General features: G+C 72.9%; 27 protein-coding genes. 18 read left to right on the forward strand and 9 right to left on the reverse strand.

Annotated elements, in window-relative coordinates:
- The first annotated feature begins 2 nt into the window (after positions 1 to 2).
- The 12 genes from AAH991_RS06500 to AAH991_RS06550 are packed head-to-tail and all read left to right on the forward strand — an operon-like array spanning position 3 to position 8525.
- Complete coding sequence (locus tag AAH991_RS06500) at positions 3 to 1781, forward strand: nickel-dependent hydrogenase large subunit (protein ID WP_346224826.1); 1779 nt, start codon at positions 3 to 5, stop codon at positions 1779 to 1781.
- A complete protein-coding gene (locus AAH991_RS06505; protein ID WP_346224827.1) occupies positions 1778 to 2248 on the forward strand; it encodes a NifU-related iron-sulfur-binding protein in 471 nt (156 codons plus the stop codon). Before AAH991_RS06500 ends, AAH991_RS06505 begins: the two co-directional genes overlap by 4 nt.
- On the forward strand, positions 2245 to 2850 hold the full coding sequence (locus tag AAH991_RS06510) for a DUF5947 family protein (protein ID WP_346224828.1): 606 nt from the start codon (positions 2245 to 2247) through the stop codon (positions 2848 to 2850). Before AAH991_RS06505 ends, AAH991_RS06510 begins: the two co-directional genes overlap by 4 nt.
- 2 nt (positions 2851 to 2852) lie before the next feature.
- Positions 2853 to 3488 (forward strand): DUF6084 family protein, encoded by a 636-nt coding sequence (locus tag AAH991_RS06515; protein ID WP_346224829.1) that lies wholly within the window; start codon positions 2853 to 2855, stop codon positions 3486 to 3488.
- A complete protein-coding gene (locus tag AAH991_RS06520) occupies positions 3485 to 4762 on the forward strand; it encodes a hypothetical protein (RefSeq protein WP_346224830.1) in 1278 nt (425 codons plus the stop codon). Before AAH991_RS06515 ends, AAH991_RS06520 begins: the two co-directional genes overlap by 4 nt.
- Positions 4759 to 5238, forward strand: a complete 480-nt coding sequence (locus tag AAH991_RS06525) for a hydrogenase maturation protease (RefSeq protein WP_346224831.1) — start codon at positions 4759 to 4761, stop codon at positions 5236 to 5238. The genes AAH991_RS06520 and AAH991_RS06525 overlap by 4 nt, the downstream gene beginning before the upstream one ends.
- Positions 5232 to 5336, forward strand: a complete 105-nt coding sequence (locus tag AAH991_RS40455; protein ID WP_428833952.1) for a DUF6893 family small protein — start codon at positions 5232 to 5234, stop codon at positions 5334 to 5336. The genes AAH991_RS06525 and AAH991_RS40455 overlap by 7 nt, the downstream gene beginning before the upstream one ends.
- A 5-nt stretch (positions 5337 to 5341) precedes the next feature.
- Positions 5342 to 5749 (forward strand): hydrogenase maturation nickel metallochaperone HypA/HybF, encoded by a 408-nt coding sequence (locus AAH991_RS06530; RefSeq protein WP_346224832.1) that lies wholly within the window; start codon positions 5342 to 5344, stop codon positions 5747 to 5749.
- Positions 5724 to 5972 (forward strand): HypC/HybG/HupF family hydrogenase formation chaperone, encoded by a 249-nt coding sequence (locus AAH991_RS06535; RefSeq protein WP_346224833.1) that lies wholly within the window; start codon positions 5724 to 5726, stop codon positions 5970 to 5972. Before AAH991_RS06530 ends, AAH991_RS06535 begins: the two co-directional genes overlap by 26 nt.
- A gap of 7 nt (positions 5973 to 5979) precedes the next feature.
- The gene (hypD, locus tag AAH991_RS06540; RefSeq protein ID WP_346224834.1) at positions 5980 to 7104 is read left to right on the forward strand and encodes a hydrogenase formation protein HypD; all 1125 of its coding nucleotides are present in this window, start codon (positions 5980 to 5982) and stop codon (positions 7102 to 7104) included.
- Positions 7101 to 8183 carry a hydrogenase expression/formation protein HypE gene (gene hypE, locus AAH991_RS06545; RefSeq protein WP_346224835.1) on the forward strand — a complete coding sequence of 361 codons (1083 nt, stop codon included), beginning with the start codon at positions 7101 to 7103 and terminating at the stop codon, positions 8181 to 8183. The genes hypD and hypE overlap by 4 nt, the downstream gene beginning before the upstream one ends.
- 18 nt (positions 8184 to 8201) lie before the next feature.
- On the forward strand, positions 8202 to 8525 hold the full coding sequence (locus AAH991_RS06550) for a hypothetical protein (RefSeq protein ID WP_346224836.1): 324 nt from the start codon (positions 8202 to 8204) through the stop codon (positions 8523 to 8525).
- A gap of 1 nt (position 8526) precedes the next feature.
- On the opposite strand, the gene hypF is transcribed toward AAH991_RS06550, so the two are convergent.
- From hypF to AAH991_RS06575, 5 genes are all read right to left on the reverse strand, one after another.
- Positions 8527 to 10797 (reverse strand): carbamoyltransferase HypF, encoded by a 2271-nt coding sequence (gene hypF, locus AAH991_RS06555; protein ID WP_346224837.1) that lies wholly within the window; start codon positions 10795 to 10797, stop codon positions 8527 to 8529.
- A 28-nt stretch (positions 10798 to 10825) separates the two neighbouring features.
- The gene (locus AAH991_RS06560) at positions 10826 to 11152 is read right to left on the reverse strand and encodes an STAS domain-containing protein (protein ID WP_346224838.1); all 327 of its coding nucleotides are present in this window, start codon (positions 11150 to 11152) and stop codon (positions 10826 to 10828) included.
- Positions 11152 to 12159 carry a cobalamin B12-binding domain-containing protein gene (locus AAH991_RS06565; RefSeq protein WP_346224839.1) on the reverse strand — a complete coding sequence of 336 codons (1008 nt, stop codon included), beginning with the start codon at positions 12157 to 12159 and terminating at the stop codon, positions 11152 to 11154. Before AAH991_RS06565 ends, AAH991_RS06560 begins: the two co-directional genes overlap by 1 nt.
- Positions 12156 to 13727, reverse strand: coding sequence for a PP2C family protein-serine/threonine phosphatase (locus AAH991_RS06570; RefSeq protein ID WP_346224840.1), 1572 nt, complete (start codon positions 13725 to 13727; stop codon positions 12156 to 12158). Before AAH991_RS06570 ends, AAH991_RS06565 begins: the two co-directional genes overlap by 4 nt.
- Before the next feature lie 94 nt (positions 13728 to 13821).
- On the reverse strand, positions 13822 to 14745 hold the full coding sequence (locus AAH991_RS06575; protein WP_346224841.1) for an ROK family protein: 924 nt from the start codon (positions 14743 to 14745) through the stop codon (positions 13822 to 13824).
- Positions 14746 to 14882: 137 nt separating this feature from the next.
- On the opposite strand from AAH991_RS06575, the gene AAH991_RS06580 reads away from it, so the two are divergent.
- Positions 14883 to 15833 carry a sulfite exporter TauE/SafE family protein gene (locus AAH991_RS06580; protein WP_428833958.1) on the forward strand — a complete coding sequence of 317 codons (951 nt, stop codon included), beginning with the start codon at positions 14883 to 14885 and terminating at the stop codon, positions 15831 to 15833.
- On the opposite strand, the gene AAH991_RS06585 is transcribed toward AAH991_RS06580, so the two are convergent.
- From AAH991_RS06585 to AAH991_RS06595, 3 genes are read right to left on the reverse strand one after another with little or no spacing between them, the layout of a single operon-like run.
- Entirely contained in the window at positions 15815 to 16540 is a 726-nt protein-coding gene (locus tag AAH991_RS06585; RefSeq protein ID WP_346224843.1) for a dienelactone hydrolase family protein, read from the reverse strand. The two genes, AAH991_RS06580 and AAH991_RS06585, sit on opposite strands and share 19 nt — an antisense overlap.
- Before the next feature lie 56 nt (positions 16541 to 16596).
- Entirely contained in the window at positions 16597 to 17562 is a 966-nt protein-coding gene (locus AAH991_RS06590; protein WP_346224844.1) for an LLM class F420-dependent oxidoreductase, read from the reverse strand.
- A gap of 28 nt (positions 17563 to 17590) precedes the next feature.
- Positions 17591 to 18688, reverse strand: coding sequence for an NADH:flavin oxidoreductase/NADH oxidase (locus tag AAH991_RS06595; RefSeq protein WP_346224845.1), 1098 nt, complete (start codon positions 18686 to 18688; stop codon positions 17591 to 17593).
- 94 nt (positions 18689 to 18782) lie between these two features.
- Between AAH991_RS06595 and AAH991_RS06600 the strand changes: the two genes are divergently transcribed.
- From AAH991_RS06600 to AAH991_RS06610, 3 genes are all read left to right on the forward strand, one after another.
- On the forward strand, positions 18783 to 19112 hold the full coding sequence (locus tag AAH991_RS06600; RefSeq protein WP_346224846.1) for an ArsR/SmtB family transcription factor: 330 nt from the start codon (positions 18783 to 18785) through the stop codon (positions 19110 to 19112).
- Between the two features lie 94 nt (positions 19113 to 19206).
- Positions 19207 to 19371 (forward strand): hypothetical protein, encoded by a 165-nt coding sequence (locus AAH991_RS06605; protein ID WP_346224847.1) that lies wholly within the window; start codon positions 19207 to 19209, stop codon positions 19369 to 19371.
- A gap of 38 nt (positions 19372 to 19409) precedes the next feature.
- Positions 19410 to 20468: a sulfite oxidase gene (locus tag AAH991_RS06610; RefSeq protein ID WP_346224848.1), complete on the forward strand. Its 1059-nt coding sequence runs from the start codon at positions 19410 to 19412 to the stop codon at positions 20466 to 20468.
- A gap of 5 nt (positions 20469 to 20473) precedes the next feature.
- On the opposite strand, the gene AAH991_RS06615 is transcribed toward AAH991_RS06610, so the two are convergent.
- Positions 20474 to 21463: a zinc-binding dehydrogenase gene (locus AAH991_RS06615; protein ID WP_346224849.1), complete on the reverse strand. Its 990-nt coding sequence runs from the start codon at positions 21461 to 21463 to the stop codon at positions 20474 to 20476.
- 171 nt (positions 21464 to 21634) lie between these two features.
- Here AAH991_RS06615 and AAH991_RS06620 point away from each other — a divergent pair, with 171 nt between their 5' ends.
- Positions 21635 to 22456, forward strand: coding sequence for an SAM-dependent methyltransferase (locus AAH991_RS06620; RefSeq protein ID WP_346224850.1), 822 nt, complete (start codon positions 21635 to 21637; stop codon positions 22454 to 22456).
- A gap of 76 nt (positions 22457 to 22532) precedes the next feature.
- Positions 22533 to 22808: an isoamylase early set domain-containing protein gene (locus AAH991_RS06625; protein ID WP_346224851.1), complete on the forward strand. Its 276-nt coding sequence runs from the start codon at positions 22533 to 22535 to the stop codon at positions 22806 to 22808.
- The last annotated feature ends 60 nt before the right edge of the window (positions 22809 to 22868 follow it).

The following is a 22868-nucleotide window of genomic DNA, read 5'->3' on the forward strand; positions in this document are numbered from 1 at the left end:
CGATGACGACCCGGGAACGCGAACTGGTCGAGATGGCCTGGGACCCGATCACCAGGATCGTCGGCAGTCTCGGCATCTACGCGAAGGTCGACTTCGCCAACCGCGAGGTCGCGGAGTGCTACAGCACCTCGTCGGTGTTCCGTGGCTACAGCATCTTCATGAAGGGCAAGGACCCGCGCGACGCCCACTTCATCACCAGCAGGATCTGCGGGATCTGCGGCGACAACCACGCCACCTGCTCGGTTTACGCCCAGAACATGGCGTACGGCGTGCGCCCGCCGCACATCGGCGAGTGGATCATCAACCTCGGCGAGGCGGCCGAGTACATGTTCGACCACAACATCTTCCAGGAGAACCTGGTCGGGGTCGACTACTGCGAGAAGATGGTCCGCGAGACGAACCCGGGCGTGCTGGCGCGGGCCGAGCGGACCGAGGCGCCGCACGCGGCCGACCACGGCTACCGCACGATCGCCGACATCATGCGCTCGCTGAACCCGCTGGAGGGCGGGTTCTACCGCGAGGCGCTGGCGATGAGCCGCACCACCCGGGAGATGTTCTGCCTGATGGAGGGCAGGCACGTGCACCCCTCCACGCTCTACCCCGGCGGGGTGGGCACGGTCGCGACCGTGCAGGTGTTCACCGACTACCTCACCCGCCTGATGCGGTACGTCGAGTTCATGAAGCGGGTCGTCCCCATGCACGACGACCTGTTCGACTTCGTCTACGAGGCGATGCCCGGCTACGAGCAGGTGGGCCGGCGACGGGTCATGCTCGGCTGCTGGGGCAGCTTCCAGGACCCCGAGCACTGCGACTTCGACTACCGGAACATGAACGACTGGGGCCGCAGGATGTTCGTCACCCCGGGAATCGTGGTGGACGGAAAGCTCGTCACCAACGACCTGGTGGACATCAACCTCGGCATCCGCATCCTGCTCGGCAGCTCCTACTACGACGACTGGGCCGACCAGGAGCCGTTCGTCACCGAGGACCCGCTGGGCAACCCGGTGGACATCCGCCATCCGTGGAACCAGCACACGATCCCGCATCCGCAGAAGCGGGACTTCGGCGACAAGTACAGCTGGGTGATGTCGCCCCGCTGGTTCGACGGGCGGGACCTGCTCGCGCTCGACACCGGCGGCGGGCCGCTCGCCCGCCTGTGGGTCACCGCGCTGTCGGAGCTGGTGGACATCGGCTACGTCAGGTCCACCGGGCACAGCGTGGAGATCAACCTGCCGAAGACGGCGAGCCTGCCGGACAAGACCTTCGAGTGGCGGATTCCCCGGCGCGACGGGGAGCTGCTGTCCAACGCCGTCGAGCGCAACCGGGCCAGGACGTACTTCCAGGCGTACGCCGCCGCGTGCGCGCTGCACTTCGCGGAGCAGGCGCTGGGCGAGGTCCGTCAGGGGCACACCCAGACGTGGTCGCCGTTCACCGTGCCCGACGAGGCGATCTCCTGCGGCTTCACCGAGGCCGTGCGGGGCGTCCTGTCCCACCACATGGTGATCAGGGACGGGAAGATCGCCAACTACCACCCGTACCCGCCGACGCCGTGGAACGCGAGCGTGCGCGACTTCAACGGCACCCCGGGGCCGTACGAGGACGCGGTGCAGAACACGCCGATCTTCGAGGAGAACCCGCCGGAGACCTTCAAGGGCATCGACATCATGCGCACTGTGCGCAGCTTCGACCCCTGCCTGCCCTGCGGCGTCCACATGTACCTGGGCCGGGGCAGGCAGCTGCGCGTGGTGCACAGCCCGCACGCCTTCACGGGGACGCCATGACCCACGACGTCGCCGCCACCGGCGAGCGGATCGAGCGGCTCATCGCGGAGCTGACCGGCGAAGGAGCCCGGGCCGGGGCCGAGGAGCTCGTGCGGGAGGTCGTCGGCCTGTACGGCGCGGGTCTCGAACGGGTCATGGCGATCGTCACCGAGGCCGGGGCGGCCGGCGCGCTGCGCGGGCTGGTGGAGGACCCGCTGGTCTCGGGCCTGCTCGTGCTGCACGACCTGCACCCGCTGACCACGGCCGAGCGGGTGCGGGCCGCCCTCGACGGCCACCCCGCCGAGCTGGTGAGCGTCGAGGACGGCGTCGTACGGCTGCGCCTGGAGGGGTCCTGCGGCTGTCCCTCGTCGCGGGTCACGGTCACCGAGTCGATCGAGCGCGCCATCGCCCGGGCGGCCCCCGAGGTGACGCGGGTGGACGTCGAGAGCGCCGTGACGCTGCTGCAGATAGGCAGGCGCCCGTCATGAGCACCGGCCTTCGCCGCTTCCGCGAACCGGCCGGAGTGCCGGAGCTGTGCGAGATGTGCGCCGACCCGGTGGAGGCGGAGCACGGGCACGTCGTGGACCTGGAGACCAGGGCGCTGATGTGCGTCTGCCGGGGCTGCCGCCTGTTGTTCGTCCGGCCGGGCGGGGGACGCTACCGCGCCGTTCCCGACCGCTACCTCTACGCGCCGGCCTTCCGGGTCTCCCCCGCCGACTGGGACGAGCTGGGCATCCCGGTGCGTACGGCGTTCTTCTTCCGCAACTCCTCGCTGGACCGGACCGTGGCCTTCTATCCCAGCCCGGCCGGGGCGACCGAGTCGCTGCTCCCGCTCGCGACCTGGGAGCGCGTGCTCGCGGCCAACCCGGCGCTGGCGGACGCCGAGCCCGACGTCGAGGCGCTGCTGGTGGACCGGGCGCCGGACGGGTCGTTCTCCTGCCATCTCGTGCCGATCGACGCCTGCTACCGGCTCGTCGGCCTCGTACGGCTGCACTGGAAGGGCTTCGACGGCGGGCGGGAGGCGTGGGAGGCCATCGACGGCTTCTTCGCCGCCCTGCGCCGGCGGGCCCGCGTTCTTAAGGAGGTTTGACCTTGGACGATGGTCTCCGCTTCGACTGCCTGGACGTCCGGCCGGAGCCGTACGCGGCCTCGCCCACGCTCGTCTTCCGCCTGCGCGTGACCGACCCCTCCCCCGAGGGCGTCCACGCCATCGCGCTGCGCTGCCAGATCAGGATCGAGCCGCGCCGCAGGCCGTACGGCCCGCGGGAGGCGGCGCTGCTCGCGGACCTGTTCGGCGAGCCGGCCCGGTGGGGCGACACGCTGCGGCCGGTGCAGTTCGCCATGGCGCAGGCGATGGTGCCCGGCTTCACCGGGAGCACGGTGATCGACATGCCCGTGCCGTGCGGCTACGACCTGGAGGTGGCCGCGGGCCGCTACTTCGCCTCCCTCGACGAGGGCGAGATCCCGCTGCTGCTGCTGTTCAGCGGGACCGTGCTGGCGCGCTCCGGCGGGGGCGTGAGCATGCGGCAGGTCCCCTGGCACTGCGAGACCCGCCATCGCCTGCCGGTCGCGGTGTGGCGGGAGACGATCGACACCGCCTTCCCCGGCTCCGGCTGGCTGCGGCTGCGCCGCGACACCGTACGCGAGCTCCTCCGCTTCAAGTCCGAACGCGTGCTCGCCACCGTCGACGAGGCCGTCGAACTGCTCATGAAGGAGGCAGGCCGGTGACCGCGCCGATGGAGGCGGCCCGCCGCGTCGCGGACGCCGTGCTGTACGAGGGCTACCTGCTCTACCCCTACCGCGCCTCGGCGGCCAAGAACCGCATGCGCTGGCAGTTCGGCGTGCTCGTGCCGCCGGACTACCCCGGCGAGCCGTCCGCCAGCGTGACCGAGTGCCTGCTCGAGGCCCCCGGCGAGGCCCGCCTCGACGTGCGCCTGCGGTTCCTGCACGTCAGGGGCAAGACGGTCGAGCGGCGAGAGGACGACGGCTACTGGCCTGTGCCGCGGCTGACCGTCGGCGGGCGCGACTACATCAGCTTCGACGAGGCCGCCGAGCGGGAGGCCAGAACCACCCTGTCCCTGCCGGACGTGACACGCGGGCGGCGCACGATCGAGGTCCGGGTGCCCGGCGAGCGGGTCATCGAGCCCATCACCGGGCCGGACGGCGAGCGGACGGGCCGGGTCGTCTGCGAGCACCAGCCGCTCGACGCGGAGATGCGGGTCTCCGCCGAACGGCTGCCCGGGCCGTACGGGCTGGTGCGCCTGCGGGTCGAGGTGGCGAACACCGCCCACTGGGAGCGGGCGGACGCGCCGCGTGAGGAGGCCCTGCGCCGCTCGCTGGTCGCCACCCACCTGCTGATCGGGGTGAGCGGAGGCGCCTTCGTCTCGCTGCTCGACCCGCCGCTGTGGGCCGAGGCGGCGGCGCGGGAGTGCCGCAACGAGAACACCTGGCCGGTCCTGGTGGGCGAGCCCGGACGCCGCGACGTCGTGCTGTCCTCACCGATCATCCTGTACGACCACCCGGCCATCGCCCCGGAGAGCCCCGGCGACCTGTTCGACTCGACCGAGATCGACGAGCTCCTCACGCTGCGCACGCAGACGCTGACCGAGGAGGAGAGGCGGGAGGCCAGGGTCACCGACCCGCGCGCCGCAGAGATCCTCGAACGGGCCGCCGACCTGCCGCCGGAGCTGCTCGAACGCCTCCACGGCGCCATCCGTCACCTGCAGGTGCCCGCCAGGACCGCGCCGGAGGACGACGCGGTGACCGTGTCCGGGGTGCGGATCGGCAAGGGGAGCCGGGTGCGGCTGCGGCCCGGCGCCCGGCGCGCCGACGCGCACGACATGTTCCTGACCGGGCGGACCGCCCGGGTCGAGGCGGTTTTCCTCGACGTGGACGGGGTGCGCCACCTGGCCGTGACGCTGGAGGACGATCCCGGCTCCGATCTCCAGCGCGAGCAGGGACGCTTCCTCTACTTCGCACCGGACGAGGTCGAACCCGCATGAGAACCGGCAGGAGAACCCTGGTGGCCGGCGTGGGCAACGTCTTCCTCGGCGACGACGGTTTCGGCGTGGCGGTGGCCCGTCACCTCGCCGCCACCGGGGTTCCCGCCGGCGTGGAGGTCGGCGACTTCGGCATCCGGGGCATCCATCTCGCCTACGAGCTGACCTCGGGGTACGACCTCGCGATCCTCGTGGACGCGGTCCCGGCGGGGCGGGCTCCCGGCACGCTGTACGTCCTGGAGCCCGCGTCCCCGGAACCGGCTCCGGCCCTCGTGGACGCGCACGCGATGACCCCCGACGCGGTGCTCACGCTGGCCTCCGGCCTCGATCTCCCCCGGGGAGGCAGAGTCCTGCTGGTCGGCTGCGAACCCGCCGACGTGTCTCCGGGGATGGATCTGAGTCCGCCTGTCGCCGCCGCCGTCCCCGAGGCCGCCGTCCTCGTGCTCGAACTAATCGAGAAGGAGGCGGACCCATGCTGAAACGCGTGGTCCTCGTGCTGCTGGTGGCCGGGATGACCATCCTGGTCGTCCAGTCGCTGCCCGACATCCGACGTTATCTGCGGATCAGAAGGATGTGATTCCGGTGCACGAGTTCGGGATCGCCGAGGCGGTGCTGGAGACCGTCGAGCACCGGGCGGACGGCAGGCGGGTGCGCCGGGCCCGGGTGCGGGCCGGCGCCCTGCTGCGCATCGCGCCCGCGGCTCTGGACCAGGCGTTCTGCCTGGCCGCCGCCGGAACGGTCGCCGAAGGAGCGACGCTCGACCTGGTCATCGAGCCCGCCCGGCTCATCTGCCGGGGCTGCGGCCACTCCGCGATGTGCGCGGATCCGCTGACGATCTGCGGACTGTGCGGGGGGATCGACATCGACACGGAGGGCGGCGACAGCCTCGTCCTCGAATCCATCCAGCTCGACCCCGACACCACTGCGGAGGCGTCCCATGTGCCTGGGCATTCCCGGCGAGATCGTGGAGATCCCACCGGACCAGACTGACCTCGCCAAGGTCGACGTGAGCGGGGTGCGGCGGGCCGTCAACATCGGCCTGCTCGACGGCCAGCCCTTGGGGCCCGGCGACTGGGTCCTGATCCACGTCGGCTTCGCGCTGTCGAAGATCGACGAGGCCGAGGCCCGGGCCGCGCTGGAGTTCCTCGAAGGCATCGGCCAGGCGTACGAGGACGAGCTGGCCGCGCTGCGCGACTCCTCGATAGAGAGGTGAGGGACCCATGCGCTTCGTCGACGAGTACCGCGACGCGGACAAGGCGCGGGCGCTGTCCGCCAGGATCGCGAGCCTGTGCGAACCGGGCCGGGCGTACAAGTTCATGGAGGTGTGCGGCGGCCACACCCACACCATCTACAAGCACGGGCTGGAGGACTACCTGCCCGATACGATCACGCTGGTGCACGGCCCCGGCTGCCCGGTCTGCGTCATCCCGATGGGCCGCGTGGACGACGCGATCCACATCGCGGAGCAGCCGGATGTGATCATGACGTCGTTCGGCGACATGATGCGGGTGCCCGGCGGGCACGGGTCGTTCTTCGACTCCACCGCCCGGGGCGCCGACATCCGCATGGTCTACTCACCGCTGGACGCCCTGAAGATCGCCCGGCGCGACCCGGACCGCCGGGTGGTCTTCATGGCCATCGGGTTCGAGACCACCGCGCCGTCGACCGCCATGACCGTCCTGCGGGCGGCGGCCGAGGGCGTGCGCAACTTCTCGGTCTTCTGCAACCACGTGACGATCATTCCCGCGATCAAGGCCATCCTGGACTCGCCCGACCTGCGCCTCGACGGCTTCATCGGCCCCGGCCACGTGTCCACGATCATCGGCTGCCGGCCGTACGAGTTCATCGCCCGCGGGTACGGCAAACCGCTGGTGGTGGCGGGCTTCGAGCCGCTGGACATCCTGCAGTCGGTCGACATGCTGCTGCGCCAGCTCGCCGAGGGACGCTCGGAGGTCGAGAACCAGTACGCCCGGGTCGTGCCGTGGGCGGGCAACGTCAGGGCCCTGCGGGCGATCAACGAGGTGATGGAGCTGCGGCCGTACTTCGAGTGGCGCGGCCTCGGGTTCATCTCCCACTCGGCCCTGCGGATGCGGGAAAAGTACGCGGCGTACGACGCGGAGCGCCTGTTCGCGATCCCCGGCGGCCGGGTGGCCGACCCGAAGGCGTGCCAGTGCGGCGAGGTGCTCAAGGGCGTCCTCAAGCCGTGGGAGTGCAAGGTCTTCGGCACGGCGTGCACGCCGGAGACGCCGATCGGCACCTGCATGGTGTCCTCCGAGGGCGCCTGCGCGGCCTACTACAACTTCGGCCGCTTCTCGCGGCAGCGGGTGAGGGAGGCGACGCGGTGACCGAGACGGCCCGTGAGCGGCAGGTCCTCGAACGCATCGACCGCGCGCGGCAGCGGAAGGCCCGGGTGCGCGAGGAGCACGTCACGATGGCCCATGGCGCGGGCGGCAAGGCGACCCAGACCCTGATCGAGGCGGTCTTCCTCGACGCGTTCCGCAACCCGCTGCTCGAGCCGCTGGAGGACGGCGCGGTGTTCGGCGCGGGCGGCGCGCGGCTCGCGTTCACCACCGACTCCTACGTGGTCTCCCCGCTGTTCTTCCCCGGCGGCGACATCGGCGACCTCGCCGTCAACGGGACCGTCAACGACCTGTCGGTGTGCGGGGCCCGGCCGATGTACCTGTCCGCCGGCTTCGTCCTGGAGGAGGGTTTCCCGGTCGAGGACCTGCGGCGGATCACGGCGTCGATGGCGAGGGCGGCCGAGGCGGCGCGGGTGTCGATCGTCACCGGGGACACCAAGGTGGTGCAGCGCGGCAAGGCCGACGGCTGCTACGTCACCACCGCGGGCGTGGGACTGCTGGAGCGGGACGCCCGTCTCGGGGTCGCGCACGCGCGTCCCGGCGACGCCGTCCTCGTGTCCGGCCCGATCGGCGAGCACGGCGTCACGATCATGCTGGCCCGGGGCGAGCTCGACATCGAGGCCGACGTGACCTCGGACACCGCCCCGCTCAACGGGCTCATCGCCGCCCTCCTGGCCGCCGCCGGCGAGAACGTGCGGTGCCTGCGGGACGCCACCCGGGGCGGCGTCGCGACGATACTCAACGAGATCGCCCGGGCCTCCGGTGTCGCCGTCGTGGTCGAGGAGGACGCGGTGCCCGTACGGCCCGCCGTGCGCGGAGCGTGCGAGCTGCTGGGCATCGACCCCCTCTACGTCGCCTGCGAGGGCCGGATGGTCGCGGTCGTCGACGGGGACGCGGCCGGGGCGGCGCTCGCCGCCCTGCGGGGCCATCCGCTCGGCGAGGGCGCCGCGATCGTCGGCCGCGTCGGGGACGACCCACCGGGCCTGGTGCTGCTCAAGACCGCCTTCGGCGGCACCCGGATCATCGACGTGCTGGTCGGCGACCCGCTGCCGCGGATCTGCTGACCGGGAGGTGACTTCATCATGAGCGAGACCGAGCGACCGGACAGCGAGGTCAAGCGGGCCGGCGACCTGGCGTTCCGGCCGGAGGCCGCGGGCGGGCCCGGGCCCGGGCGGGAGCCGTCCGCCGAGGAGGAGACGGGTGTGCCCGCGGGCGAGTCGCTCACCCGGGGCGGCGAGGAGCTCGCCAAGCAGAAGCAGGAGCCCGGCCGTGACCAGGTGGGCGTGCAGGGCGAGACCGACCGTCCGCACGGCCGCTCCACCCTCGAGGACTCCACCGGCATCGCGCCGGAGGGGCCCATCGACGAGGAGAGTCCGTCGCTGCCCGCGGGCGACCAGGGCGGCTGATTCAGGCGCGGTCCAGCGCCGCGGCGACCGCGGCCTGGCCGAGGCTGACGCCGCCGTCGTTCGGGGGCACGCGGTGGTGGGTGAGCACCGTGAAGCCGCGCTCCTCGAGCAGGGTCACGGCCCGGCCGAGCAGCAGCAGGTTCTGGAACACGCCGCCGGACAACGCGACCGTGGACAGGCCGCGGGCCTGCCTGATGAGGGTGCAGCCGTCGGCGACGACGCGGGCCACGGTGTTGTGGAAGCGCGCGGCGACGACGTCGCGCGGGACACGCGCGCGCAGGTCCTCGGCGGCCGCGCGGACCAGCGCCACGCCCGGCACGGTGAACCGCGTGCCCGTTGCGGCGAGGGCGCAGGGATACGCCTCGTCCACCGCGGGGTCGGCCAGCTGCTCGAACTCGACCGCGGCCTGACCCTCGTAGGTGATCACGTCGCGCACCCCGGCGACCGCCGCCACCGCGTCGAACAGGCGGCCCATGCTGGAGGTGACGGGCGGGTTGAGAAGCGCGTTCCCGCCCCGGCGGGCCAGCGCGACGACGGCCGCCCACCGCTCGGCGTTGCGCCGTACGACGTCGAGGTCCTCCGGGACGTCCCCGCCGTAGGCGAGGTCGAGGTAGGCCGCCGCCATGCGCCAGGGCTGCCGGATCGCGGTCGCGCCCCCGGGCAGCGGCACCGGCGCCAGGTGTCCCGCCCGTTCGAACCCCGCCAGGTCGGCCACGAGGAACTCGCCGCCCCACAGCGTGCCGTCCGGGCCGTAGCCGAGGCCGTCGAAGGCCACTCCCGCGACCGGCCCGGCGACGCCGTTGTCGGCCAGGCAGGAGGCGATGTGGGCGTGGTGGTGCTGCACGCCGACCAGGTCCGCGTCCTGGTCGAGGGCCCACTTCGTGGACAGGTACTCGGGGTGCAGGTCGTGGGCGACCACCTCGGGCGTGATGTCGAACAGCCGCCGGAAATGATCGACGCCCTCGGTGAACGACCGCAGGGTCTCGTAGTTCTCCAGGTCGCCGATGTGGTGGGAGACGACCGCGCGGTCACCCTTGAGCAGGCAGAACGTGTGCTTCAGCTCGGCGCCGCAGGCGAGCACGGGCCGGGGGGCCGCCCGGGCGAGCGCCAGCGGTCGCGGCACGTACCCCCGCGACCGCCTGATCGGCAGGTCGCGGCCCCGGAAGACCCGTACGACCGAGTCGTCCGTGCGGATGTGGATGGGGCGGTCGTGGGTGAGGAAGGCGTCGGCGATGCCGCCGAGCCGTTCCAGCGCGTCCTCGTCGCGGTAGGCAATCGGCTCGTCGGACACGTTGCCGCTGGTCAGCACGATGGGCTGCCCGAGCGCCCGGAGCAGCAGGTGGTGCAGCGGGGTGTAGGGCAGCAGCACGCCCAGCCACCGGTTGCCCGGTGCCACGGACGGTGCGACGGGAGCGTCGGGCAGGCGCCGCAGCAGCACGACGGGGCGGGCGGGCCCGGTCAGCAGGCGCTCCTCGGCCGGGTCCACCACGCACAGCCGCCGCGCCTCGTCCAGGTCGCCCGCCATCACCGCGAACGGCTTGTCCTCGCGGTGCTTGCGCGACCGCAGCGCCGCCACGGCGGGCTCGTCCGCCGCGAGCGCCGCCAGGTGGTAACCGCCGAGCCCCTTGACCGCCAGCACCCCGCCCGCCCGCAGCAGCCGTACGGCCCGCGCGAGTGGGTCGCCGGCGTTCCCGGGACCGGCGAAGCGCAGCCGGGGCCCGCAGGCGGGACAGCACACGGGCTGGGCGTGGAAGCGCCGGTCGGCGGGGTCGTGGTACTCCCGGGCGCAGTCCGCGCACATCCGGAAGCCGGCCATCGTCGTGTTGGCCCGGTCGTACGGCACGTCGCGGACGATGGTGAAACGCGGCCCGCAGCCGGTGCAGTTGGTGAAGGCGTAGCCGTGCCTGCGGTCGGCGGGGTCGGTCAGCTCGCGCAGGCAGGCGGCGCAGGTCGCCACGTCCGGTGAGACGAGCGCGCGCCGGTCCCCGCAGGCCGCGCTGGGTGCGATCACGAAAGTCCTGCGGCCGGTGACCGGCGCCGGGCCCGTGCTGATCCGCTCGATCACCGCCAGCGGCGGCGGGTCGCCGGCCAGCGCGGCGAGGAACTGCTCGACCGGCGCGCTGCCGCCCTCGACCTCGATGAAGACACCGCGCTCGTCGTTGCCGACGACCCCGGCGAGGCCGAGCCGCGTGGCGAGGCCGTACACGAAGGGCCGGAAGCCGACCCCCTGCACGATCCCCTCGACCCGGACGGCGACGGCACGCCTGCTCACCCGCCCATTGTCTCAGCCGGGCGAGATCTCAATCGGGCAGGCCCAGCACGTCGTCGAGGGCGACGACCTCGATCAGGTGGCGCAGATAGGGGGTGAGCGCGACGATCCGGAAGCCGGCCCCGCGCTCCCCCGCCCCCATGTAGGCGTTCATCATGACGGCCATGCCCGAGGAGTCGATGAACTTCAGCCCGGACAGGTCGAGTTCGAGCAGGCGCAGGTCTTCGGCGAGCGCCTTGTCCACCGCGGCGGACGCCTCGTCCGCCGCGCTGAAATCGAGCTCACCGGTCATCACGAGGCGCACGGCGCCGGGCTCGGAAACAAGCGACTCGACCTGGAACGGGGGCGTGTCCTGCATCAAACGCTCGTCTCTGTTCGTCGGACCGCGCAACACGACCGTGCCGCGGTGACGCCCTCGGTCAGCAGCACCCGGGCGCGGGGGCAGTCCGCCAGTACATCACGGAAAATGTTCAGCCCGAGCACGACGGACTCCGCCGGCACGTTCCGGGCCGCCAGGACCCGGCAGGTCCAGGTGACGAAGTCGGTGAACAGCGAAGCGTCGTGGACGTAGATCGCGGCGATGAGGAAGTCGGCGAGGTGACCGAGGTCCTCGCCGGTGTGCTCCCCGAGCGTGTCCATGACGCGGGACAGCAGTTCGGCGCGGTGCCGGGTCAGGTACGCGTACTCCTCGTCGCCAAGTTGGACCGCACCGTCATGGGCGGCGGGAAAGGACGGCAGCCCGGCGGCGAGCCGGTCGGCCGCCGCGTCGGCCGTGGGCGCCCACGCGTCCGCGCCGAGCAGCCGGGCGTAGCGGCCGTCGGCGCCGAAACCCGCCCCGCCGGCCAGCACGGGGATGCCCACGGCCTGGCAGGCCGCGATGGTGGCGTGCGCCCGGGGCAGCCGGGTCGGCAGCGTGCAGCCGAGCGCGACCACATCGGGTCCCGTCTGATGCAGATGAGAGATCAGGTGCGGCCCGGGCACGCTGGCGCCCAGGAAGTCGACGTCCCACCCCCGCAGGCGCAGCACCTCCGCCATGATGCGGGTGGGCAGCGCGTGATACTCGCCGTCGGCGCAGGCCACGGCCACCCGGCCGCGTGTCGGCGCGGGCCGGACGTGCCCGCTGACGGCGGCCACCGCGCGCTCGCTGACCGCGGTGGCGGCGTGCTCGCGCGCCACCGACCACTCGTTCGACGCCCACAGCTCGCCCACCCGGCGCTGGCCCGGCGCGATGACCCTCAGCAGCACGTCCTCGGCGGGGACGCCCCCGTCGATCAGGTTCACGACCAGGTCGACCGCGCCGTACTCGTCGGCCCGGCCGATCAGCTTCAGGTAGCGCCCGGTGGCGGCCTCCAGGTCCGGCGTCATCGCGACGTCCCCCTCCCCGCGCTCACGGCGAGCAGCGCCCGGTCGTCCTGCTGCCCGCCCCGCAACCACTCGGTGCTGAGCTGCTCCAGCCGCTCCACCAGCGCGTCGACCGGCATGCCCGCGCAGGTCGCCAGCGCCCGCTTCAGCCGCTCGTCGCCGAACATCTCCCGGCCGCTCGGGCCGCCGAACGCCTCGGTGATCCCGTCGCTGTACAGCAGGCACACATCGCCGGGCGCCAGGTCGAGCGTGACGGGCCACAGGCTGATCTTCTTCAGTGCGCCGAGGAGCGAGCCGCGGACGGCGACCTCCTCCACCGTGCCGTCCCGGCGCAGGACCAGCGGCGGCGGGTGCCCGGCGACGGACAGGTCCACCAGCACGTGATCGCCGGGGGCGCTCCGCAGCGCCGCGAGGATCATCGTGACGTAGGAGTTCGGCGACGGGGACGCGAGCAGCGACCGGTTGAGCAGTTCCAGCAGCCGTTCGGGACGGCTTTCCAGCAGCAGCAGCGTACGCAGGCTGTGGCGGACCTGACCGGCCAGGACCGCCGCGCGGGCGCCCTTGCCGCAGACGTCGCCCAGGATGACCAGCGGAGGCCGCTCCACGATCCCGCTCTCCGGCGCGGCCTCGGGCAGGTAGACGTCGTAGAAGTCGCCGCCGATGGCGCCCGCCTGCTGTGAGGCCCGCAGCCGGCCGGCCAGCCGCATGCCCTCGATCTCCGGCAGGTCCGGCGGCAGCAGGTCGCCGGTCAGGATGGCGTTGACCGTGCTCTGCTCCCGGAACAGGGAGGCCGCCGAGATCGCGGCGCCCGCCCGGGTCGCGAGATCGCACACCATCACCTGGTCGTCCTCGTCGAACGGCGGCCGCCCGGCGCGGCGGGCGAGCACGATCGCTCCGGCCGGCACGCCGTTGCCGGGCAGCGGGAGCACCAGCAGGTGGCCGACCGGGCCGAAGCCCTCCGGCAGCAGCCAGCCCGGCGTGCCGGCCGGGTCCTGCCGTCCCGCGGCGTCCTCCCGCAGGCCCGCGAGCGCGTCGGTCAGGCCGGGCACCTCCGCCGCGGCGGCGGCCGGCACGACGCCCTCGTCCGGGCCGGAGCGGCCGGAGACGGCGCGCACCCACTCCATCCGGCGGCGGGCGGTGGGCGGCAGCAGCACGACCGCCGCGTCGCACAGGAAGTCGGTGCCCAGCTCCGTCGCGGCCCGGGCGCACCGGTGCGGGTTGAGCGAGGCGGACAGGCGCCGCGCGGCCTCCAGCAGGAACGTCGTACGCTGCGTCTGCCGGGGTTCCGGGGGCGTTTCCGCGGTCAGATACCAGGCGATCCGGCCTCCGCCCAACTCCTCGGCGCGGACCCGGATGTCCCGGCCGCCGTGCGTCAGGGTCCGTTCCTCCGGGGCGGACTGGACGGCGCCGAACAGGGCGGGCAGGGGCAGCCCCGGCTCGAGCCGCGGCACCAGTCGGACCGCGGCCGGGTTGGCCAGCGTCACGACGCCGTCGGCGTCGCACAGCACGACGCCCTCGCCGCCGCGCTCGAGCAGCGCCGCTATGACGTCGGGGGCGATGGCCCCTTTCACCTGTGCGTCCCCGTCATGGCCGCGTCCCCCGATTCCCGATTCGATCCTCCAGACTACCTTTGCCCCATTGATGGAAATATCGCACTAATTTCGGTCAGCCCGGCACGCCGACGTCCTGGATCAGGACGAGGGCGGCGGCGCCGAACAGCCCGGCGTCACGGCCCAGAGAGGTCGGGTCCACCCGCAGTCGCCGCAGGAAGCCGAGCCCGGCGTTCCTCTCGATCGCCCGCCTGAGCGGGTCGAAGAGAATCGGCCCCGCCGCGGCGACGCCTCCCCCGATGACGACGTGGTCCAGGTCGACCAGGGCGGACGCCGTGAGCACGGCGGTGGCCAGCGCGCCGGCGGCGCGCCGGAAGGCGAGTGCGGCGGTGGGGTGCCCGGCCCGGGCGTCGGCGGCCAGCGCCCGCGCGTCCGCGCCCGACCAGCCGTTCGCGGCGGCCCACCGGACCATGCCGGGCCCGCTCGCGATGGTCTCCACGCACCCGGCGCCGCCGCAGGGGCACGGCTCGCCGCCGGGGTCGACCGTGATGTGCCCGATGTGCCCGGCGTTGCCGGTCGGGCCGACGTACGGCACGCCGTCGAGGACGAAGCCCCCGCCGACGCCGGTGGAGACCACCATGCCGAGCATGGCCCGGCTCCGCGCCGAGCGGTCCTCGCCGAGGCCGCGCCACCACTCTCCGAGCGCCATGCACTGGGCGTCGCCCGCGAGCCGTACGGGCCGGCCGGGAAGCACCTCGCCCAGCGCGTCCACCAGCGGGAACTCCCGCCAGGTGGGGATGTTCACCGGGCTGACCGTGCCCCGGAGGGGGTCGAGCGGCCCGGCCGAGCCCACGCCGATCCCGTCCAGTCGCGCGGGCGCGACGCGCTCGGTGATCCGGCCCACGACCTCCGACAGCGTCTCGCCGGCCGAGGCCGGGCCGCGCAGCGGGACCTCGGCGCGGGCCAGCATCTCGCCGCCGGGGGCGACGGCCGCCGCGGCGAACTTCGTGCCGCCGATGTCCACCGCGAGGACGGCCACTGGTCACTCCCTACTTAACCGGATAAGTCCGGGCAACGGTATGCGTTCGATGACCATCGCGTCAACGGTCGCCGCCCCGGGGGTATCCGTATTTCCGATGGGTTTGGTAGGGTAAATGAGTGGATTTCGACTACACCATGGCGATCGGCTCCTTCCTGGTCGCCGTCGTCGTCGGCCTGACCGGGATGGGCGGCGGCGCCCTGATGACGCCCATGCTCGTGACCTTCTTCGGCGTGCCGCCTCTCGCCGCCGTCTCGAGCGACCTCGTCGCCGCCGCCGTGATGAAACCGGTGGGGAGCTTCGTGCACCTGCGCCGGGGGACGGTCAACCTGCGGCTCGTCGCCTGGCTGTGCGCCGGCTCGGTCCCCGCGGCGTTCTGCGGCGTGCTCCTCGCCCGCGCGCTCGGCGACGGCGAGGGCGTGCAGAACGTGATCCAGAAGGGCCTCGGCATCGCGCTGCTCATCGCGGCGGCGGGCCTGGCCGTACGCGGCTATCTCGCCATGCGCGACCGCGCCGAGGGCCGCACCCCCGAGACCGGCCGGCGCACCGCCGCCCCCGGCGAGCCGGCCGCGACCGAGATGCCCGCCGTCACCGTACGGCCGCTGCCGACCGCGCTGGTCGGGGCCGTGGGCGGGCTGGTGGTCGGCATCACCTCGGTCGGCTCCGGCTCGCTGATCATCGTGGCCCTGCTGGCGCTCTATCCCGCGTTGAAGGCCAACCAGCTCGTCGGGACCGACCTGGTCCAGGCCGTGCCGCTGGTCATGTCGGCCGCGCTCGGTCATCTGATGTTCGGCGAGTTCACGCTGTCGGTCACGGTCGCGCTGCTGGCCGGGTCGATCCCGGGCGTCTACCTCGGCTCGCGGATCTCCTCGCGCGCCCCCGGCGGGCTGATCCGCCGCGTCCTCGCGTTCGTGCTGCTCGCCTCCGCGCTGAAGATGTTCGGCGTCGGCAACACCGAGACCGTCTGGACGCTGCTCGCCGTGCTGCTGCTCGCCCCGGTCTTCTGGATGCTCCTGCGCGTGCGGTGCGGCCTGCCCGCGCTCCCCTGGAAGCGGGAGGCGCGGGAGGCTCAGACCGCCGGGAGGTGACGGCGCAGGAAGTCCACGGCCAGCGCCCACGCCGTACGGCCCGCCTCGGGGTTGTGGAACATCGGCGCGTAGAAGTTGTGGAAGGCGTGACCGGCCTCCTCCTGCACGTGGACCTCCACGTCCGGCCGCCCGGCCGCCGCCTCCTCCACGATCGCCACCCGGTCCCGGGGGATGTAGGGGTCCCGCCCCCCGAAGTGGAACTGGATCGGGCAGCGGATGTCGTTCATCAGCTCCGGCGCGTCCGGGACGGCCGAGCCGTAGAAGGACAGCACGGCCGACAGGCCGCTTCCGTCACCGCGGGCCGCCACCGCGTAGGCCAGCGAGCCGCCGAGGCAGAAGCCGAGCGCGCCGGTCCCGCCCGTCACCTCGGGCCGCGCGGCGAGCGCGCCGAGCGCGGCGGCGCAGTCGTCCGCGGCCTTTTCGGGGTCGAGGTCCGTCACCTGCGCCAGCGAGGCGCGCAGCCCCTCCTCGTCGTGCGCGGCCGCCCAGCCGGGGTTCAGCCGCCAGAAGAGGTCCGGCACGCCCACGACGTAGCCGAGCCCGGCGAGGTCGGCGGCGACGGCCCGGATGTAGTCGCTCACGCCGAAGATCTCGGGAATGAGCAGCAGCCCCGGGCCGCTCCCCCGCTCGGGAATCCACAGGCGCAGGTCGAACCCGCCGTCCACGCCACCGTCCGTGACCGTCACCTTCTGCGTGCGCTCGGACACTCGTTCCTCCCCATCGACGAAGCCGAGCGCGATCATCTCACGGCCGTGCGGGCTTCCTACAGGTCGCGCAGCGCGGGGAGGAGCTCCTTCTCCGACCACTCGAAGAACTCCCGCTGCCGCTCCCGCCCGACCTGCACGAGCGCGAGATGGGTGAAGCCGGCCTCGGTGTACTGCCGCACGGCCTCGACCACGGCGTCCACGTCCGCGCCGCAGGGCACCTTCTCCGCCACGTCCTGCGGCCGTACGGTCTCGGTCGCGGCGGCGAAGTTGACCGGCGCGGGCAGCTCCGACATGACCTTCCAGCCGGTCACCGCCCAGCGCCACATGCGGTGCGCCCGCTCGATCGCGGCGTCCCTGTCGGGGTCGTAGCAGACGGCGAGCTGGCCGTAGACGGGCTTGCCTTCTCCGCCGGACGCGGCGTACTTCTCCACCAGCGACCTGTCCGGGTCGGTCGACACGAGGCCGTCGCCGAGCTCGGCCGCGATGTCCACCGACTGCTCGCCGGACGCGGCCACCGCGATGGGCACCGGCCGCTCGGGCAGGTCGAACAGCCGGGCCGAGTCGAGGTCGAAGTACTCGCCGCGGTAGTTGCGGTAGCCGCCCTGGAAGAGCTCCTTGATGACCTCGATGGCCTCGCGGAACATCTCGTGCCGGGTGTTGACCGGCGGCCAGCCGTGCCCGACGACGTGCTCGTTCAGGTTCTCGCCCGCGCCCACGCCGAGGGTGAACCTGCCGTCGCTGAGCACGCCCATCGTGGCCGCCTTCTGCGCCACCACGGCCGGGTGGTACCGCATGATCGGGCACGTCACGTACGTCATCAGCGGCAGCCGTTCGGTGGCCTGCGCCACCGCGCCCAGCACCGACCAGGCGTACGGAGAGTGGCCCATCTCCTCCAGCCACGGGAAGTAGTGGTCGGAGATGACGGCGTAGTCGAAACCGGTCCGTTCGGCCGCGACCGCGTCCTCCACCAGCTCCTTCGCGGGCGTCTGCTCGCACATAAGGGTGAAACCGATCTCTGCCATACGGCCACCCCTACCCACGTCCGGGCGTTCAGACCGCCCAGCCGTACTGGTCGGGCCGGCGCGCGGCCGCCCCCAGCTCGCGCGCCGCGTTGTGCGGCCAGTACGGGTCGCGCAGCAGCTCACGGCCGAGCATCACCGCGTCGGCCTGCCCGGAGGCGACGATCTCCTCGGCCTGGCGCGGCTCGGTGATGAGGCCGACGGCCGACGTGGGCAGGTCGGTCTCCGCCTTCACCCGGGCCGCGAACGGCACCTGGTATCCCGGCCCCATGGGGATCCGGGCCTTCGGCGCGTTGCCGCCCGTCGAGACGTCGAGCAGGTCCACCCCGTGGGCGAGCAGCTCCTTGGCCAGCCGTACGGTGTCGTCGGCGGTCCAGCCCTCGCGGGGGTCCTCGGGGTTCTCGCTCAGCCAGTCGGTGGCCGAGACCCGGAAGAACACCGGCAGCTCCTCCGGCCATTCGGCGCGTACCGCGTCGACCACCTCCAGGGCGAAGCGAGCCCGGTTCTCGAAGCCGCCGCCGTACGCGTCGGTGCGATGGTTGCTGAACGGCGACAGGAACTCGTGGATCAGGTAGCCGTGGGCGCCGTGGATGTCCACCACCTTGAAGCCGGCCGCGAGCGCGCGGCGCGCGGCCGCCGCGAAGCTCTCCACCAGCCGCCGGATGCCGGCCTCGCTCAGCTCGTCGGGCACCGGGTGGCCCTCGGCGAACGGGATCGGGCTGGGCGCGACCGGCCGCCAGCCGTGGTCCTCGGGGCCGACCGGCGCGCCGCCCCGCCAGGGGCGGTCGGTGGACGCCTTGCGCCCCGCGTGCGCGAGCTGGATGCCGGGCACCGCGCCCTGATCGGCGAGGAACCGGGCGATGCGGCCGAACCGCTCCTGCTGGCGCTCGTTCCACAGCCCGAGGTCGGCGGGGCTGATCCGGCCTTCGGGGGACACGGCGGTGGCCTCGACCACGATCAGCCCGGCCCCGCCCACCGCGCGGGAGCCGAGATGGGTCAGATGCCAGTCGGTCGGGACGCCCTGCTCCGGCCCTTCCACCGCCGCGCTGTACTGGCACATCGGCGACATCCAGACGCGGTTGGGGATGGTCAGGTTCCGCAGGGTCAGGGGCTCGAACAACGCGCTCACGCCGTGCTCCTCTCGTCGTCGGGACTCTTGTACGATAGCTCTCGTAGTACGGCATCTGTCAAACTACGAAGACCTTCGTACAAAGGAGGCTCCGATGACTCCTCGGACGCTCGACCATCCGGACCGATCCGAGATCCGGCTCGAGAACGTGCTGCACGCGCTGTCCGATCCCGTACGCCTCCAGGTGGTGTGCTACCTCGCCGGCAGCGGCGAGTCGTCCTGTTCGGCGATCGACCTCGCGGTCAGCAAGTCGACGAGCACCCACCACTTCCGAGTGCTCCGCGAGGCGGGCGTGATCAGGCAGGTCTACCGGGGCACCGCGAAGATGAGCTCCCTGCGCCGCGACGACCTCGACGCCCTCTTCCCCGGCCTGCTCGACACCGTGATCCGGGCGTACGACATGCGGCGGGCCGCGACACCGTAACTGTCCAAGGCAACTTGACCAGTTACTCCTCTTTGCCGTACCTTTGTAACTGACTAAGCCAATTAGGACAGTTACAACGACGACCGGGACGGCAATGATGTTCTACGACTACTCCCTGGCCACCGAGCGCATCACCGAGCTGCACCGCGAGGCCGACAACGCGCGCGTCGCCAGCCGCCTGGTCGCGGCCCGGCGCTGGTCGCGTCTCGCGTCCTGGGCCCAGCGGCAGGCCCGGAGAGCGAGCCACGACCTGGGCTGACGGGTTCGTCACCGCGCCGGCCCGGAAGGGAAGGGCCGATGCGTACGACCTCCGGCATCCGCGCGGCGGTGGTGAAGCCGACGACCGCCGACCTCATGGAGGACGCGGGCACCGGCCTCGACTACGGCACCCGGCCCGACCGCCTGCCCGGCCTGCTCACTCCCACCGACCGGTTCTTCGTCCGCAACCACGCCCCGACCCCCTGTCTCGACGCGCGGACCTGGGCGCTGCGCGTCGAGGGCGGCGGCGTACGCCGGACCGTCCGCTACACCTACGACGACCTGTGGCGCCGCTTCCCCCTCGTGTCCGTCGTCCGGACCCTCGAGTGCGCGGGCAACCGGCGCGCCCTCCTAGGCGCCGAGCACGGCCACCGCTTCGGCGGGGTGCAGTGGGGCCGCGGCGCGATCGGCACCGCCGAATGGACCGGAATCCCGCTGCGCGACCTGCTCGAACCCGCCGGCCTCACGGACGCCGCCGTCGAGGTCATGCCCGAGGGGCTCGACGGGGCGCGCGGACGCCGCCCGATGCCCCTCGCCAAGGCCCTGGCGTCCGACACCCTGCTCGCGCTCGCCATGAACGGCGAGATCCTGCCGCCCGACCACGGCTTCCCCGCCCGCGTGATCGTCTCCGGCTGGCTCGGCGCGGCGAGCATCAAGTGGGTGGGCCGCATCGAGGTGTCCGACCGGCCGCTGCGCGCGCCGTGGAACACCGAGGACTACGTGATCGTCGCGCCCGGCCGGGAGGCCGTGCCGATCACCTCCACACCGGTCGCGAGCCTGGTCGAGCTGCCCTGGCCCGCGCGCCTGAGCCCCGGCCCGCAGACGATCCGCGGCCGCGCCTACGCCGGGGAGGACCGCGTCGCGGCCGTCGCCTACCGGATCGACGACGGTCCCTGGCTGCCGGCCGCCCTCGACGGTCCGGACCTCCCCGGCGTCTGGACCCGCTGGCGGTTCCCCTGGGATCCCGCCCCCGGCGCGCACGTCGTGCGGGTGCGGGCCACCGACGAGCACGGCCGCTCCCAGCCGGACGCCACCCCCTGGAACGACCTCGGCTACTGCCACAACTCCGTGCTCCCCCACCCCGTCCTGGTGGCCTGACGGGGTCAGGGCACGAGGACGACCTTGCCCGTGGTCGCGCGGTTCTCCAGCGCGGCGTGCGCGGCGGCGGCGTCCTTGAGCGGGAAGCTCTGCACCAGCGGGACCAGCGCGCCCGACCCCGCGGCCGCCAGCGCCCGCTCCTCCAGGCCCCGCAGGCCGCCCGGCCGCTTCAGCACCCGGGGGCCGACCGCCACCGCCGCCGTGATGCCCCGCGCGTACAGGTCCTCCGTGGTCAGCGCGGTCGGGCCGCCCTGCGCGTCCGCCCAGCCGAACAGCACGATCCTGCCGCCGACGCCGAGCAACTCCAGGGTCGTGCGCCCGAGGTCCCCGCCGACGCCGTCGAGCGCCAGCGTGACCTCCCGGTCGCCGAGGAGCGCCCGCACCTGGTCGGGCCAGCCGGGCGCGGTGTAGTCCACCGCGTGGTGCGCGCCCAGCGCGAGCACCCGGCGAGTCTTCTCCTCGCCGCCGGCGAGCCCGACGACCGTGGCGCCGGCCCGCACCGCCGCCTGCACGAGCAGGTTGCCCACGCCGCCGGCCGCCGCCGTCACCAGGGCGACGTCGTCCGCCCGGATCTCCGCGACGTCGAGGATGCCCATCGTGGTCCGGCCCGTGCCGATCATCGCCACCGCCTCGCCGTACCCGAGGCCGTCCGGGATCTCGTGGATCGCCGTCGCGTCCCGTACGGCCAGCTCGGCGTAGCCGCCGGGGGCCATGCCGAGATGGGTCACCACCCGCCTGCCGACCAGACCGGGATCGACCTCGGGGCCGACCGCGTCGACGACCCCGGCGACCTCCCGGCCGGGGATCGTGGGCAGGTCGGGGACGGGGATCGGGCCGCCCGCGTACTTCCCGGCGCGCAACGTGGTGTCGACCAGGTGCACCCCGGCCGCCCGTACGGCGACGCGGACCTGGCCCGGCCCGGGCTCGGGGTCCTCGACCTCCTCGTAGACGAGATTCTCGGCGGGACCGAAAACGTGCAATCTGATGGCGTACATATGCCCGTTATAGGTTTCCGGGCCGTGCCTCCACATCGGGCGATGGTCCTAGGTCCCTTGTGAGCCGATAGATGGAGTCACAGAGTTATGGCGTTCTTCGCTGGGTTTCTCCCGGCCGGCCCTTATGCTCGCAGCACGTCCTCTTTACTTCCATGAGTGAGGAGAAGTTGCGTGGCCGATGACGCGCCGCCACCACCGGGTATCGATTCGCGCGTCCCCAACCCCGCGCGCATGTACAACTACTTCCTGGGCGGCAAGGACAACTTCGCCGCCGACCGGGAGGCCGCGGAGCAGGTTCTGCGGGTCGCGCCCGAGGCCCGTGCGCTGGCCCGCCGCAACCGGGCCTTCATGCGCCGGGCCGTCCGCCACCTGGTGGCCGAGGCCGGGATCCGGCAGTTCGTGGACATCGGCACCGGACTGCCGGCCGAGGGCAGCGTGCACGAGGTGGCGCACGAGATGGACCCCGGCGTCCGGGTCGCGTACGTGGACAACGACCCGGTGGTGCTCGCACACTCCCGGGCCCTGCTGTCGGGCACCGCGGCCAGCACCGTGACCGTGCAGGGGGACCTGCGGCGGCCCGAGGAGATCCTGGCCCACCCGGAGCTGCGGTCGCTGATCGACCCCGCCGAGCCGGTCGCGATCCTGCTCGTGGCCGTGCTGCACTTCCTCACCGACGACGACAAGCCGGCCGAGCTGGTGGCCCGGCTCCGGGAGTCCGTCGCCCCCGGAAGCCACCTCGTGCTGTCCCACGTCACCGACGAGGAGCGGTCCGGCGACGCGCACGACGGGGCGGCCGTCTACCGGCAGGCCAGCAGCGGCGTCACCCTGCGCAGCCGCGAGCAGATCCTCGAGCTGTTCGACGGCTTCCGCCTCGTCGAGCCGGGCCTGGTCCCGCTGGACGACTGGCGGCCCGACGACGAGAACCTGCTCGCCCGGCAGGCCCGGCGGCACCTGCCCACCTGGTTCCTCTGCGGGGTCGGACACGCGCACTGAAAAGGCCGTGAATATTGTGTTACGTCCTGCGTGTACTGGTTTCTTCCTTTAGGTGCCGTACGCCAGGCTAGGCGGCATGCTCAAGCGCACTCGGCTGTTCGGGCAGAAGACCCGAGTCACTTTCACCCTGCCCGTCGACGACCCCACGGGGACGGTCAGCGTGGTCGGCGACTTCAACGACTGGCTGCCCGGCCGCCACGAACTGCTGCGGCGCAGGAACGGCACCCGCACCGTGTCGGTGATCCTTCCGCCCGGCGCGCACCGGTTCCGCTACCTCGCGACGGGCGGGGTCTGGTTCGACGACGACGGCGCCGATCACGTGGACGAGCAGGGCAGCGTGCTGCACCTCTGACCCGGAAAGGGCCGTTTCTCCCGCCAGAAGTAGGGCATACGGGAACGATCGCGACACCCC

Source organism: Microbispora sp. ZYX-F-249, assembly GCF_039649665.1.
Classification (GTDB): Bacteria; Actinomycetota; Actinomycetes; order Streptosporangiales; family Streptosporangiaceae; genus Microbispora; species Microbispora maris.

What these genes read in the sequence shown, in the direction of transcription:
- AAH991_RS06605 (WP_346224847.1), top strand. Translation starts at nt 19,207, where the DNA reads ATGATGTTCTACGACTACTCCCTGGCCACCGAGCGCATCACCGAGCTG.
- AAH991_RS06525 (WP_346224831.1), top strand. Translation starts at nt 4,759, where the DNA reads ATGAGAACCGGCAGGAGAACCCTGGTGGCCGGCGTGGGCAACGTCTTC.
- AAH991_RS06505 (WP_346224827.1), top strand. Translation starts at nt 1,778, where the DNA reads ATGACCCACGACGTCGCCGCCACCGGCGAGCGGATCGAGCGGCTCATC.
- AAH991_RS06550 (WP_346224836.1), top strand. Translation starts at nt 8,202, where the DNA reads ATGAGCGAGACCGAGCGACCGGACAGCGAGGTCAAGCGGGCCGGCGAC.
- AAH991_RS40455 (WP_428833952.1), top strand. Translation starts at nt 5,232, where the DNA reads ATGCTGAAACGCGTGGTCCTCGTGCTGCTGGTGGCCGGGATGACCATC.
- AAH991_RS06510 (WP_346224828.1), top strand. Translation starts at nt 2,245, where the DNA reads ATGAGCACCGGCCTTCGCCGCTTCCGCGAACCGGCCGGAGTGCCGGAG.
- hypD (WP_346224834.1), top strand. Translation starts at nt 5,980, where the DNA reads ATGCGCTTCGTCGACGAGTACCGCGACGCGGACAAGGCGCGGGCGCTG.
- AAH991_RS06500 (WP_346224826.1), top strand. Translation starts at nt 3, where the DNA reads ATGACGACCCGGGAACGCGAACTGGTCGAGATGGCCTGGGACCCGATC.
- AAH991_RS06565 (WP_346224839.1), bottom strand. Translation starts at nt 12,159, where the DNA reads ATGACGCCGGACCTGGAGGCCGCCACCGGGCGCTACCTGAAGCTGATC.
- AAH991_RS06580 (WP_428833958.1), top strand. Translation starts at nt 14,883, where the DNA reads ATGGCGATCGGCTCCTTCCTGGTCGCCGTCGTCGTCGGCCTGACCGGG.
- AAH991_RS06560 (WP_346224838.1), bottom strand. Translation starts at nt 11,152, where the DNA reads ATGCAGGACACGCCCCCGTTCCAGGTCGAGTCGCTTGTTTCCGAGCCC.
- AAH991_RS06590 (WP_346224844.1), bottom strand. Translation starts at nt 17,562, where the DNA reads ATGGCAGAGATCGGTTTCACCCTTATGTGCGAGCAGACGCCCGCGAAG.
- AAH991_RS06600 (WP_346224846.1), top strand. Translation starts at nt 18,783, where the DNA reads ATGACTCCTCGGACGCTCGACCATCCGGACCGATCCGAGATCCGGCTC.
- AAH991_RS06625 (WP_346224851.1), top strand. Translation starts at nt 22,533, where the DNA reads ATGCTCAAGCGCACTCGGCTGTTCGGGCAGAAGACCCGAGTCACTTTC.
- AAH991_RS06615 (WP_346224849.1), bottom strand. Translation starts at nt 21,463, where the DNA reads ATGTACGCCATCAGATTGCACGTTTTCGGTCCCGCCGAGAATCTCGTC.
- AAH991_RS06610 (WP_346224848.1), top strand. Translation starts at nt 19,410, where the DNA reads ATGCGTACGACCTCCGGCATCCGCGCGGCGGTGGTGAAGCCGACGACC.